Here is a 13,376-nt window from a genome sequence, read left to right as displayed (position 1 = left end):
ATCAGCAAAGCAGAGATTGTAGCGAGCCCATAGCCAAACAACAATTGGCATATGCCTTTAATTAGCAGATTCAATTTCTTGATGTACTTTTTGCAATGCTTTTGGGAATGGCGTTGCATCGTGTAAGCCTTGCGGCAGAGATGAAACACCGTCTAATGCCGCAGCAAGAGAAGGATAATGCTTATTGTATAAAAGTACGTACCAGTCATCATTGTAACGTTTGGTTTGATACACCCACACGTGTTGTTCAATATTATTGTTGGTTAAGTACGCTTGAATGGCGTTACGAACACTAAACCCTATGACTTGTAAGACGTAGCCATCTTTTGGTAATGCCAGAATTTTGGCTTCATCAAATTGAAAATTATTGTCAGTCGCCGATGCTGAGTGAACCGGTTTTCGCGCATTTGCTTGTGGCGCACTTGCTGATTGCTCTGTAGCGGGAATATCCGCTGCGAACGGTTTTTGTAATGCACCTGTTTGCACAGTGTCGGTGTCGAGATCAGGCAGAACAGGCATAGCGCTCGATTTTTCTTCAGCCGCAAGTTTGTTTGTCTCTTTTAAAGATAAGTCTGACATATTTTTTTTATTTTCATCTATGCGCTTACTTTCACTGTTCCAATCGGAAATCAGTGGGTCGCCTACAGAGCTTGCAACTGTCTCATCCTCGCCAGGCTGAGGCGGCTCTTTGCTCTCAAAATCTGAAGCTTGCTCGTTCTGTGGAGTCACTTCGATGTGCTTTTTCGCGTCAGTGTTAGGAGTAGACGGAAATTCACTTGTAGGTGCAATTACTGGTCCTTCGGTTTGCGTGCTCTTTGTGCTGCCATCTCTTGCGGGCTCAGGCGCCTGCATTGTTTTTTTGTCTTCCTCATCTGGGCTATCACTTAATAGTTCGGGGTATTGAGAAAGCAAAATGCTGGAAAAGATCACAATAAATAGCAGACAGACCACAGGAAGAAACCATCGGCGCTGCATCATACTTGGGGCTTCAGTAAGTTTAGGTTGATTACGCTGCTCTATTCGCTGAGCAAATGCTTGGCGTTTATTAGCGATTAATTGCTCTAGTTCACTGCCAGATATAGCAGACTCATGATCGACGTTAGTACCAGCATCGACGACGATCACATTATTTTTATTGGCAAAACCTTGATAGGTTTGATTGACCCATTGGCGCTGAGCAAATACCAGAACATTTACTTGGCGTTCGCTGCCAGAATGTAAGGTTAAAACAAGCTGTTGAAGCTCTTCGAGCATACTTGTGGAAAGGTTTTCCCCTTTGGAAATGCAGATCATTAGCCCTTGGGTTGCCGTTGATTCGGTATGACCAACACTAGGGGCAATTAGTTTGGCAAGCGGCGCGTTGCCCGAGTGGGGAGTGAGTTTGCTGGAGAGTTGCTGGGTAAGTTGTTGGCGAAAATCGTTGAGTAGCATACTAGGCTTAGCGGTGATGATCGCCACTTCATCGCTGTCATCTTGTTCAGCTAGTAGCGCATCAATACAGGTAGATATACTAAATTCGGGCTCGGATTTTATAAAAATGAGCCCGGAAGAATATTGAATTAAATGACTAAGCCGTTTGTGCAATTCGCTTTGCAAGGGTATCTACTCAAATTTTTAGTAAAGTGCTGGTGCAATATAGTGCTAGTTTAACAAGTTTTTCAGCAGTGTTTCATCTAGCTCTGATGTGACAATTGCTTCACCAATCGCTTTAGGAACGATGAAATTGAGCTTACCCGCTTGTACTTTTTTATCATGCACCATGTGCTGCATGAATGTGTCATAAACCATATCGGTAGGGGGCGATATAGGCAAAGCGAATGCCTCAATTAAGGCAATAACACGTTGCACTTCTTTAGCTTGCATCCAGCCTTTCATTTGCCCAGCTTTTGCCGCTAAGACCATACCAGCGGCTACCGCTTCACCGTGTAACCAATTGCCATAACCTTGTTCTGCTTCAATCGCATGACCGAAGGTATGACCAAGATTAAGTAAAGCACGCAGGCCGGATTCACGCTCATCAATGGCGACGATCTCGGCTTTGATTTCACAGCAACGGGCAATGGCATATTGTAATGCGTCAACATCTTGGGCGATAAGCTGAGCGGTATGTTGTTCTAACCATTCAAAAAAGGCTTTATCGTAAATAATCCCATACTTAATCACCTCGGCCATGCCAGCTGAAAACTCTTTTGCAGGCAGGGTTTGTAAGGTTTTGGTATCAATGAATACCGCTTTAGGCTGGTAAAACGCGCCAATCATGTTTTTACCTAACGGATGATTAACAGCGGTTTTTCCTCCCACAGAAGAGTCGACTTGAGAAAGCAATGTTGTGGGAATTTGAATAAAGGGCATACCTCGCTGAAAACTTGCCGCAACAAATCCGGTTAAGTCACCAATCACACCGCCGCCAAGGGCAATTAGCGTGGTATCACGAGCAGCAGACATATTAAGTAGTTGGGTGATAACATGCTCAAAACTTGCTAGATTTTTATGTTGTTCACCGTCGGCAATTACAATTTTTTCAATCTTGATATTCGGCAAACTAGCAATAATAGTTTGACTGTATAGCGGGTCAACTAGGTCATTGGTCACCAGTACCGCTTTATCTGTTTTGATGTAATCTGCCAATTGATTGCCTTGGGATAGCAAACTCGGCTGAATAAAAATGGGGTAGCTACGCTCACCCAACTTCACTGTTAATGTTGTCATAAGCGCAGCCCTTTGGCGGTATTTCTAACGGTTACTGATTGATTTTCTCTATGATCTGATTAGCAACGGCGCGGGCGCTTTGCTCATCAGTATCAACAATGTAATCAGCAGCATCTTCATACATTGGGTTACGCTCTTCTGCAAGCTTACGCAATACCGTTTCAGGATCGTCTTTTTGTAATAAAGGACGACGCTTATCACGTTGTGTACGAGCGACTTGCTTGTCAATTGTGGTTTGAAGATAAACGACAATACCTCGTGCTGACAGGCGATTACGAACGGCTTTGCTCACCACAGAGCCACCGCCTGTTGCTAATACAATACCTTGTTTGTCGGTTAGATCATTGATGACGGTTTCTTCACGAGCGCGAAAGCCTTCTTCACCCTCTAAATCAAAGATCCAAGCGATATCAGCACCTGTGCGCTTTTCTATCTCTTGATCTGAATCATAAAATTCTAAATGAAGTTCGTCTGCGAGGTGTCTTCCAATTGTGCTTTTACCAGCACCCATCGGACCTATTAAAAAAATATTACGTTTTTCAGCCATTTTTGCTTAGTTCACAATTCTGTTATTTCGGGGGTAGAAATCTATATCGCGGCTACCCTTAAATGGATTAACCTGACCTCGTTGAAATTTCGAGGGCGGGATTATCTCAGCTTTACCCTGAAATTTGCAAGCTTTGTTAAGTCTTGGTGAAATTTAAATACGCGACACTCGTTGTCAAAGTGTATCAATGTACTGACTATGTGGCCTTCAACGCCATATAAATAGCACTGTTTGCTATTGTTCGGCCAAGCTGTCGAGGAGTATTTTCGGTGTTACAAAAATCAGCAATTCACGCTTTTCATTCACGGTTTGGGTGTTTTTAAACAAGTGACCGAGGACCGGAATGTCTCCAAGTAGGGGGACTTGGCTAACATCATCGGTACTGGTTTGCTGAAAAATACCGCCAAGTACGATGGTTTCACCATTATTAACCAGTACTTGGGTACTGATTTCTTGGGTATCGATAGCAACGGCCAAGCCGGTTGACGTGTTGACCGTGTCACCTCGGGTATCTTGGGTGACAACCAAATCTAATATGATGCGATGATCTGGGGTGATATGTGGCGTGACTTTTAAGCTTAGTACCGCTTTTTTAAACTCTACGGATGTCGCGCCACTTGATGTGGATTGCACATAAGGGATTTCGGTACCTTGTTCAATGTAGGCCTCACGCTGGTTGGCTACTGTGATACGTGGGCTGGCGATAACTTCACCTTTATTCTCTGACTCAAGCGCAGATAATTCTAAATCTAATATGGTGCCATCGACCAGGCGGGCGACTTGTATTCCGATACTACCGGCGGGGCTAGTGACGGGTAAATTGACGTTCAAGCGATTATCAATTGAAGGGACGATACCACTGCTTAGGGTGTCGGCACCTTCTATGCTGCCAGAGGTAGCAGTATCACCTGAATTATTGCTAAAGCCCCAACGTACCCCAAGTTGCTCGCCTGCATTATCACGCACCGTGACCATGCGCGATTCAATCAATACTTGTTTGACGGGAATATCTAATGCGCTGATCAGATTCCTTGCTTCATCAATCGAACCTTGAGTATCTCTGAGCAGCACAGTGTTGGTGCGTTCATCGACTGCCACGCTGCCTCTGGGGCTCAGAATACTGTTGTCAGTATTCTTAAGAATACCGGCGACTTCTTTGGCTTTCGCATAGTTAATTTGTAAGTTAGCTGAAATAAGAGGGGCTAGCTGAGCGACTTGTTGGCGATTTTGTAATTGCTGTGTCTCGCGAGAAGCGAGTTCCTCCGACGGTGCGATAAGTAATATATTGCCTTCTAAACGTTTATCTAGACCGCGAATTTTCAAAATCATGTCTAGCGCTTGATCCCAAGGTACACCGTTTAAACTTACCGTAACATTGCCGCGCACTGTGTCAGTGGTGACTAGGTTAAATCCGTTCACTTGGGCAATAATTTGCAAGACATTTCGCACAGGTACGTCCTGAAAATCAAGAGAAATGGGTTCACCGCTGTATACGGAAGCACTTTGTGCTTGCTCAGATGCCTGGGGTTTGATGGTCAATACCAATTGATTTTGCTGCTTACTGTGGGTGAATAGCACATCTTCCAGTAAATTAAACGCTAGAACACTGGCGCCTTTTCTCGAAAAGGTCTCTATCTCTGTAATTGGGGTAGCGAATTCAGCCACGTTCAAGGTGAAAAATTGATCTGGGGCGAGCTTGGTGTCAGGTAAAGTAAGCGTTAGTTGGCGCTGTGATGCAATTATTTGTGGCACGATACGATTGTTATCAAAGGTGAGTGTGGCTACTCCATATCCTTCCACTGAGCGAGTAAATTGAATGTCTGTTAGTTGATTACTGGTGAGTTCGTCTATCGCAGCAACGGGATCCACTAGCACGGGTTCAGATTGTGCTAAAGCAGGCACAAGCCATGCTACGCAAAGTAGGGCGCTTAATGTTTTGAGTAACGATGTAAAATGTGGTGATTGGCGACTAGCCATTGTTTTCTCCCGCATTGTCTTGCATGGATAGGGTGGCTTGTTTTTTCTGCCAGCACCCTGTGCCATCAGGCAACATTTCAGTGTAAGTAATTTCTCCGTCTTTTATGGCCGTAATGCGACCATAGAAAAGTCCGAGATAATCACCAATGGTTGCACGGTATAAACGCCCTTCATTGGTTTGGATTAACGCCCATTTTTTTTGACTGTTGTTAATGGTGCCGATAAAGGCCATGGCATCAATTCCATATTGTTCTAAGGGGTGTTTTACATGTGTTGTATTCGGTTGTGGGCAAGTGGGCGTAGCGGGTGTTGTTTCAACCTGAGGGGCATTCTTTAATCGTTGAAACGGGCTACGCAGTTCATTCGCTGAGTAAGCAAAGGCCGGCGAAGTGGTAAATTCAGGGTAGGGTTCAATGTTCATCGGTGTTGTGTTTTTGACATCATCAATGTAAGCCGTTAAATCTTCTTTTTGCTCTGAGCAAGCGAGCAGCAATGTGAGCATGGGGAAAATCATTGCGCATTTCATTGGCTGATGTCCTTGCGCGATTGCGTCAGTTCAGCGCGATAGGTTTTGGCTGCAAGCTTAAGTTTTAAAGTGGACAGCTCTTGAGTAACTTCAAAGTCGTGCACGGTAACGATGCGCGGTAAGGCGGCAATGTCAGACACAAACTGACCAAATGCATGATAATTCCCCGTGACTTCAATCTGAATGGGCAGTTCAGTATAAAACTCTTTAGGGACTTCTTTTTGCCAATTGAGTAGCTTAAAAGTAAGACCGGCAGAGGTACCCACAAACGTAATATCGTCAAGTAAGCCTGGGGTTTCGTTACTGGTCGGTAGCGACTTCAACATAGAAGAGAAGTCTTTTTCTAAGCGTTCAAGTTGCGCCTGATAGGCGGGAAGATTTACCGCAATATTGTATTTACCTTGGTAACTCTGTTTTAAATCAACCTCGTGTAACTGGGCTTTTTCCAGCATGGGAAGCTTATCTTTGACCAGTGTGTAATAGCCACCAATAAGGGCAATAATAGCAACAAACAAAGCCACGACGGTTTTCACTTCAAATGGCCAAATTGCGATTTGGTCAAAATCTAATTCATTGAGTTCTTTGAGTTTATTAAAATCGAACTGCATTTATTTAGGCTCCCCTTGGTGTTGATTGAAATCAGGGGCAACGCTGGGACTGATATTAAATTTAATTTTAAACTCGCTCACCGCATCAGCTGCGCTGGTATCCGCCACAATAGAAGACAGTTCTGCATCATTAAAAACGTTTGAGTTTGCTAAATTACGCATAAAATTTGCCAAACGATTGTTTGAATCACTGACACCGACTACTTCAACTCGATTAATGGTGCGTGAGAAACGTGAAAACGAGACTCCCGAAGGAACAATTCGAGTGAGTTCATCAAGTACAATAGGAGCCGCATTACGACTGACCTCTAATTGTTCGATAAGCGTCATACGTTGTTCAATGGCTTCCTTGCTTTGCTTAATATTTTTAATTTCGCCAATTTGAGTGTCTATTTTTGCCATTTCTTGGGTTAAAAACTGATTGCGCTGTTCTTGTGTAGCAATGACCTGATCCATGCCTTTGCTTACAGCAAACATCAACAGCACCATTGATACACCAATGCCGACTAACAAAGTGAGATAATTCTTTTTCTGTTGCTGACGCCGGGCTTCACGCCACGGCAGCAGGTTTATATGTGGCATGGTGAAAAACTCCTAATTGCCAACCCTGTGGCAATGGCAAAGTTAGCACCATGTGTGGCGATTAGTGCGGTGTTTTTCTCGTCACTTTGCATACCCAACAATGGATTAAAAACCTGCACTGTGATCCCCAGTTCTTGGGTCAGTTCATCAGCCAAGTTAGTAAATGGCCCAATTGCGCCACAAATATACAGTTGTTGCGGCGAGGCCTGGTGAGACGAACTAACGTACATCTGAATTGCACGGGTAATATGTTGCTGCAAGTTAGCCTGAAAAAGCATAAAGCAGTCGCGCTGCCAAGTTTCGGGCAAAGCTTGATTCGCTAACTGGTGATCATAATCCACCCGAGTTAAATTGTAATTCGAGCAAGTATCTTGAGCGAGTACGTCTAAGCCAAAATTATGCTCTTTGGTGTATACCACTTTGTCAGCGGTGATCGCGCAGAACTGTAGCTGAGAGGCGCCTATATTAATGCAGCAACGAATATCTTCAGTAGTTTTTTCAGGCTGCTTGGTAGATTCATCATCGCTGGCAACGTGCGCAGTATTCTTTGGGGGAATATTTGGGGCAAAATGCATCAATGCATTGGCAAGGGCGTATATTTCTACATCGGAAATTTTAGGCTCAAAGTCTACTTCGTTTAACAAGGTCAGGCGAGAATCGAGCAAGTCTTTATGCACTGCACTAAGCAGCACTTCGACTTTTCCTGGGTAACTGGTGCTGGGGGCGAGTCGCTCGAAATCCAAATAAATTTCTTCAAGAGGATAAGGGAGCAGGCTGTCTGCCTCTAGTTCAATTTGGCTTTCAAGTTCTACATCGGTTAAATCGTTATCCAGATATGCAAGCTTATTAATCACCGCTGTACCTGACACGGCAATGACCACGTGTTTCACTTTGGACTTTAAACTGAGTTTCACTTTTTTAAGCGCTTGGCTTAAGGCTTCATAATCTTTGACTTCACGCTCAGCAAATGCATTTCCATTGATTGGCTCGCACGCTATTGCCAACACATTTACCTGTTGCTTGGTTTTTTCTAGCAATATGGCCTTAACATAGCGGGTGCCTATGTCGAGTCCAATAAGGTGCTGCGTTTTTTTAGCCAATAATTTGTTAAACACGTCAGGTTCCGATGCAAATATACTTAGCAGGATGTTAGTATTATTGCTTAATTTTTAATTATTTATGGTTCTTATAACGGTACTTAGGTATAAAATATGAATCATTTATTGCAACTTGTCTTGGTAATATTGTTTTCGTGAAGTTTTTAAAGCCCGCATTCTTGTTTCTTATCCTTGCTTTTGTCGTTGGTGTCGTCACGACCTTTGCCCTTTATTTTTACATGAAACCTGACCTTCCCAGCGTGGATATGCTCAAGGACGTGCGCCTACAGACGCCCATGCGGGTATACACCCAAGATGGCAAATTGATTTCACAATTTGGCGTTAAACGCCGCATTCCGCTTACCATTGAAGATGTACCGCAAGACTTAATTAATGCCGTTTTAGCCACAGAAGATAGCCGTTTTTATCAACATCCAGGGGTAGACCCCATTGGCATGGCCCGGGCCGTGGTCAACCTAATTTTGACTGGTGAGAAAGGGCAAGGTGGTAGTACGTTAACCATGCAATTGGCCCGAGGGTTCTTTTTAACCCGAGACAAAACTTACGTGCGTAAAATTAAAGAAATATTCATCGCATGGCATATGGAACAGCTGCTGACTAAGCAAGAAATATTAGAATTGTATTTGAATAAAGTGGAGCTTGGGCATCGTTCGTTTGGATTTGGAGCCGCCGCACAGGTGTACTATGGCAAAACAGTAAATGAGCTGACTCTGGCACAAATGGCGACGATAGCAGGCCTGCCTCAAGCGCCGTCGGTGCTTAACCCTATTAGTCGTCCTGAACGCTCAAAAGCCCGCCGTCGTGTTGTATTACTGCGTATGTTAGATGAGAAATACATTACCCAAGCACAATTCGATGAGGCAGTGAATGCGCCTATTACTGCTAAAAAACATGGTGCTGAAATAGAATTCTCGGCACCTTATTTGGCAGATTTGATTTGGAATGAAATGGTTGAGCTGTACGGCAAAGAAGAAGCCGAAACTGGCGGATATCAAGTCTACGCTACTGTCCCATCTGCTACTCAATTAGCCGCCCAGAAAGCGATACAGCGTAACTTACACGACTATGATGAGCGTCACGGCTATCGCGGCCCTGAGCAACAGTTGTGGATCCCTAAAGAGATACCTGTAGCTCCTGATGGTGGCAAAAACACTGAGGTGACATCGGCTATTTCCAATGAACCTTGGAACGAAGAACGTATGCTCAGCTTCTTAGAAGATTACAAAACATTTGAAAAAATGCGACCGGCGATTGTGGTCAAAGTCAATGAAAAAGACGTTACCGTGTTTACCCGAGAAGGGCGCTACAGTGTGATCGATTGGGACGGCCTTGATTGGGCTCGTAAGTATATCACTGATACGCGACAAGGTAATGAGCCTGAAAAAGCGAGTGATATTTTAACCGAGGGCTCGCTTATTCTCATTCGCCGGCGTGAAGACGATAAACACTGGCAGTTAACGCAATACCCGGATGCGAGTAGTGCATTTATTGCCTTGGACCCTCATAACGGAGCAGCGCAAGCGGTTATCGGTGGTTACAGTTTCTACCAAAGCCAGTTTAATAGAGCAACACAGGCAAAGCGTCAGGTCGGCTCGAACATTAAACCTTTTATCTACTCATCAGCTTTAGCCAATGGGTTTACCTTAGCCAGTGTGATTAACGATGCACCGATTAATCAATGGGAGCGGGGCACTGGCAACGCTTGGCGACCTGAAAATTCACCGCCTGAATACGATGGACCCATTCGCCTGCGGGTTGCGTTAGGAAAATCGAAAAACGTGGTATCGGTGCGCTTGGTGCGCGCCGTGGGTCTTGAAAAAGTGCGTCAACATTTAACCCGTTTCGGATTTGATTTATCTGAAATACCCAATGATGAGACGGTTTCATTGGGTTCAGGTTCTCACACGCCGTTGGAAGTGGCTACGGCATTGGCCGTCATTGCCAATGGGGGCTTTCTAATTCAACCGCATTTTGTTGAACGCATTGAGGATGATTATGGCAAAGTGTTGTGGAAAGCGAATCCAGTGCAGGCGTGCGATCCTTGTGGTGAAACTCAACCGCAAGAAACGGTTGAAAATGCAGCCACAGATAGTATGGACATAGAAGCCATGCTCGCGGCTGAATTAAACGCTGAGCCATTTGCTCAAGAGAACGGCAATGACAGCAGTACTAATGATACGCCTGAAATAATCCGCTCAGCACCTAGAGTGCTGGATGAAGACAATGCCTTTTTGATTGCTGAAATGATGCGTACAGCAGTGAAAACAAACGGGAACTGGAATAAGAAAACATACTGGCAAGGGACTGGCTGGCGAGCAAGTAACCTACTACAAAGAGCTGATATCGCTGGAAAAACCGGTACCACAAATGATTCAAAAGATACCTGGTTTAGTGGTTTTACCAACGACTTAGTCGCAACGGTTTGGGTTGGTTTTGATGATATGAGCCGCAGCTTAGGCCGTGCATCGCGCAACCAAAACCTAATCAATAAAAACCCGCAAAAATTTAACTTTATCGGCAATGCCATGATAGGTGGTGAAGATGGTGCTAAAGCTGCCGAACCTGCTTGGATCCGCTTTATGCAGCGCGCCTTAGACGGCGTACCTGAAAAGAAACGCCCTATGCCAACTGACTTAATAACAACGCGTATTGACCGAGCTACGGGTAAGTTAACCCAACGCACTGATCATACATCAATGTTCGAGTACTTTATGCAAGGCACCGCGCCAACAAGTTATGTGAGTGATAGTGAGTTTGTTGATCCAGCGGACGAAAATGATGAACAAAGCAAACCACTTGAAGACATTTTTTAAGGCATCATAGTTCGTGATGGGAAGGTGAGATCATTTAGCGTCAATAAGATTGATCCCCCTTCCCATGTAATGCTGTTAAGGGACTCGATGCTAGCTTGAATCATCGATTGTACTGGTCGGTATTTTTTAATATTTTGCGTTTAATTCTTATGCGAAGGCTTTGTCTTCGCGCCAAACAGGACACTTTTTATGAGTAGCTCAACGCCTAAAAGTGCGTTATATATTCCTCATTCAGGCCCATCTTTGCTTGAAACCCCTTTGCTCAATAAAGGCAGTGCATTTACTGCTCAAGAACGCGTAGCGTTTAACCTGACGGGGTTGATACCACCGCGCTATGAAAGTATTGAAGAGCAAGTTGAACGTGCGTATATGCAGTATTCCAGCTTTAATGAACCGATCAATAAGCATATTTACTTGCGGGCGATTCAAGATAATAACGAAACCCTGTATTACCGTCTTATTCAGCAGCATATTGATGAAATGATGCCGATCATCTATACCCCAACGGTGGGTGATGCATGTGAGCAATTCTCTGATATTTATCGCAGCTCCCGGGGCTTGTTCATTTCCTATTCTGAGCGTCATCAGATGGATGACATCATACGTAATGCCACCAAGCGCAAAGTGAAAGTTATCGTGGTGACCGACGGTGAACGTATCCTTGGATTAGGCGATCAGGGCATTGGCGGCATGGGGATCCCTATCGGTAAATTATCTTTGTACACAGCATGTGGCGGCATTAGCCCAGCCTACACACTACCTGTCATGTTAGATGTAGGCACCAACAACGAAAAGTTATTGAATGACCCCATGTATATGGGCGCACGTCATAAACGAATCGGCCAAGCTGAGTACGACGAATTTGTCGATATGTTCATCAAAGCCGTATTAAAGCGCTGGCCTGAAGTGATGTTGCAATTTGAAGATTTTGCCCAGCCAAATGCCATGCCACTGCTGGAGCGTTATCGGGATAAAGTCTGTTGCTTTAATGATGACATTCAGGGGACCGCTGCTGTAACTGTCGGCACGATTTTAGCCGCCTGTAAAACCAAAGGTGAAAAACTCAGCAATCAACGTGTGGTGTTTGTGGGGGCAGGTTCAGCAGGTTGTGGTATTGCAGAACAAATTATCAAACAGATGACCAGTGAAGGTATATCTGACGCACAGGCGCGCAGTCAAGTCTTTATGATTGACCGATTTGGTTTGGTAACGGATGACATGGAAGGCCTACGTGACTTCCAATACCGCCTAGCACAGCCTTTGGTGAATTTAGTGACATGGCAAAAATCAGCTCAGTATCCAACGTTGCTTGAAACCGTCAGCCAGGTAAAACCCAGTATTTTAATTGGTGTGTCTGGGCAGGCCGGTTTATTCACTGAACAAGTGATTAAAGAAATGAAACGCCATTGTGATTTGCCGATCATCTTCCCGTTAAGTAATCCGTCTCGTCAGGTGGAAGCACGTCCCGAGAATGTCATTGAGTGGACTAATGGTGAAGTGATCATTGCAACAGGTAGTCCGTTTAAGCCAGTGGCGTATCAAGGTAAAACCTATCCGATTGCCCAATGCAACAATAGTTATATCTTCCCGGGCATTGGTTTGGGGGTGCTAGCGGCCAAAGCCAGTCTGATCAGTGACGAAATGCTAATGGCGACCAGCGCAGCGCTGGCCAATGCATCTCCTCTTGCCAATGGAACAGGACAAGAGTTGTTGCCACCGTTAACGGGTATTGCTCAATTGAGTAAGAAGATAGCCTTTGATGTGGGCAAGGTTGCACAAAAGCAAGGTTTAGCCCTAGAAGTGAGCGATGAAATACTCAGTGAGCGCATTGAAGGGAACTTCTGGCAGGCAGAATATCGCCCTTATAAACGAGTCAGTATCTAACGCCATATAGGAAATGAGTGAAACGCCGCACATATTGCGCCGCATTGGTCGCATAGGGTGCGGCGTTTTTGTTTGTACTCAATCGAACCAAGAACGTCATTAAAATTCCGTAGCAAACTAGATTGTAACTCAGGGATAACCTGCGTAGAATCCGCCTCCGGAGTTGGCCAGGCAATCGCCGCTTATTAGGCAGTGTTCTAGGGCTTAGTACCTAGTACATTTGTGTTAATAAGGGGAGGAAAGTCCGGGCTCCACAGGGCAGGGTGCCAGGTAACGCCTGGGCGGCGAAAGCCGACGACAAGTGCAGCAGAGAGGAAACCGCCTAAGCGCGAAAGCGCCGGTAAGGGTGAAAGGGTGCGGTAAGAGCGCACCGCACCACTGGTAACAGTGTGTGGCAAGGTAAACTCCACCCGGAGCAAGACCAAATAGGATCTCTTATGGCGTGGCCCACGTTGAGATCGGGTGTGTTGCTTGAGCCAGCGAGTGATTGCTGGCCTAGATGAATGGTTGCCCACGACAGAACCCGGCTTATCGGCCAACTCCACCTTTTTACACTCAGCCGCAGCCTAGTCATTAGGCGGCGGTACGTGTCATATTTTATCCCTTTTCTTG

Annotated in this window: 10 protein-coding genes and 1 other RNA gene; 3 read left to right on the top strand and 8 right to left on the bottom strand. The window is 45.0% G+C overall.

What is annotated here, in order from left to right:
- Positions 1 to 57 precede the first annotated feature (57 nt).
- The 8 genes from FX988_RS09510 to pilM form a co-directional block, all read right to left on the bottom strand.
- The gene (locus FX988_RS09510) at positions 58 to 1,596 is read right to left on the bottom strand and encodes a DamX protein (RefSeq protein ID WP_160179454.1); all 1,539 of its coding nucleotides are present in this window, start codon (positions 1,594 to 1,596) and stop codon (positions 58 to 60) included.
- Positions 1,597 to 1,641: 45 nt separating this feature from the next.
- Entirely contained in the window at positions 1,642 to 2,709 is a 1,068-nt protein-coding gene (gene aroB, locus FX988_RS09505; protein WP_160179452.1) for a 3-dehydroquinate synthase, read from the bottom strand.
- 31 nt (positions 2,710 to 2,740) lie between these two features.
- Positions 2,741 to 3,256 (bottom strand): shikimate kinase AroK, encoded by a 516-nt coding sequence (gene aroK / locus FX988_RS09500; protein WP_013752897.1) that lies wholly within the window; start codon positions 3,254 to 3,256, stop codon positions 2,741 to 2,743.
- A 234-nt stretch (positions 3,257 to 3,490) separates the two neighbouring features.
- Positions 3,491 to 5,233 (bottom strand): type IV pilus secretin PilQ, encoded by a 1,743-nt coding sequence (locus tag FX988_RS09495; RefSeq protein ID WP_160179450.1) that lies wholly within the window; start codon positions 5,231 to 5,233, stop codon positions 3,491 to 3,493.
- Positions 5,226 to 5,759 carry a pilus assembly protein PilP gene (locus tag FX988_RS09490; protein ID WP_254700771.1) on the bottom strand — a complete coding sequence of 178 codons (534 nt, stop codon included), beginning with the start codon at positions 5,757 to 5,759 and terminating at the stop codon, positions 5,226 to 5,228. The genes FX988_RS09495 and FX988_RS09490 overlap by 8 nt, the downstream gene beginning before the upstream one ends.
- Entirely contained in the window at positions 5,756 to 6,367 is a 612-nt protein-coding gene (locus FX988_RS09485) for a type 4a pilus biogenesis protein PilO (protein ID WP_160179448.1), read from the bottom strand. The genes FX988_RS09490 and FX988_RS09485 overlap by 4 nt, the downstream gene beginning before the upstream one ends.
- Positions 6,368 to 6,949: a PilN domain-containing protein gene (locus tag FX988_RS09480; RefSeq protein ID WP_160179446.1), complete on the bottom strand. Its 582-nt coding sequence runs from the start codon at positions 6,947 to 6,949 to the stop codon at positions 6,368 to 6,370.
- Positions 6,937 to 8,064 (bottom strand): type IV pilus biogenesis protein PilM, encoded by a 1,128-nt coding sequence (gene pilM, locus FX988_RS09475; protein ID WP_160179445.1) that lies wholly within the window; start codon positions 8,062 to 8,064, stop codon positions 6,937 to 6,939. Before pilM ends, FX988_RS09480 begins: the two co-directional genes overlap by 13 nt.
- A 137-nt stretch (positions 8,065 to 8,201) precedes the next feature.
- On the opposite strand from pilM, the gene FX988_RS09470 reads away from it, so the two are divergent.
- The 3 genes from FX988_RS09470 to rnpB all read left to right on the top strand — a co-directional run bounded on the left by FX988_RS09470 (position 8,202) and on the right by rnpB (position 13,311).
- Positions 8,202 to 10,880, top strand: a complete 2,679-nt coding sequence (locus FX988_RS09470) for a penicillin-binding protein 1A (protein WP_160179443.1) — start codon at positions 8,202 to 8,204, stop codon at positions 10,878 to 10,880.
- Positions 10,881 to 11,069: 189 nt separating this feature from the next.
- The gene (locus FX988_RS09465) at positions 11,070 to 12,764 is read left to right on the top strand and encodes an NAD-dependent malic enzyme (protein WP_160179441.1); all 1,695 of its coding nucleotides are present in this window, start codon (positions 11,070 to 11,072) and stop codon (positions 12,762 to 12,764) included.
- Positions 12,765 to 12,923: 159 nt separating this feature from the next.
- An RNA gene (gene rnpB, locus FX988_RS09460) (RNase P RNA component class A) lies at positions 12,924 to 13,311 on the top strand.
- Positions 13,312 to 13,376 lie beyond the last annotated feature (65 nt).

It is taken from the genome of Paraglaciecola mesophila (assembly GCF_009906955.1).
GTDB classification, from domain to species: Bacteria; Pseudomonadota; Gammaproteobacteria; order Enterobacterales; family Alteromonadaceae; genus Paraglaciecola; species Paraglaciecola mesophila_A.
Note: the sequence above shows the minus strand (reverse complement) of the source record. Positions and strands in the feature narration are given on the sequence as shown.

Bases quoted from the DNA above. Each gene is read 5' to 3' on its own strand.
- FX988_RS09480 (WP_160179446.1), bottom strand. From the start codon at position 6,949: ATGCCACATATAAACCTGCTGCCGTGGCGTGAAGCCCGGCGTCAGCAA.
- FX988_RS09495 (WP_160179450.1), bottom strand. From the start codon at position 5,233: ATGGCTAGTCGCCAATCACCACATTTTACATCGTTACTCAAAACATTA.
- FX988_RS09485 (WP_160179448.1), bottom strand. From the start codon at position 6,367: ATGCAGTTCGATTTTAATAAACTCAAAGAACTCAATGAATTAGATTTT.
- FX988_RS09490 (WP_254700771.1), bottom strand. From the start codon at position 5,759: ATGAAATGCGCAATGATTTTCCCCATGCTCACATTGCTGCTCGCTTGC.
- FX988_RS09465 (WP_160179441.1), top strand. From the start codon at position 11,070: ATGAGTAGCTCAACGCCTAAAAGTGCGTTATATATTCCTCATTCAGGC.
- aroK (WP_013752897.1), bottom strand. From the start codon at position 3,256: ATGGCTGAAAAACGTAATATTTTTTTAATAGGTCCGATGGGTGCTGGT.
- aroB (WP_160179452.1), bottom strand. From the start codon at position 2,709: ATGACAACATTAACAGTGAAGTTGGGTGAGCGTAGCTACCCCATTTTT.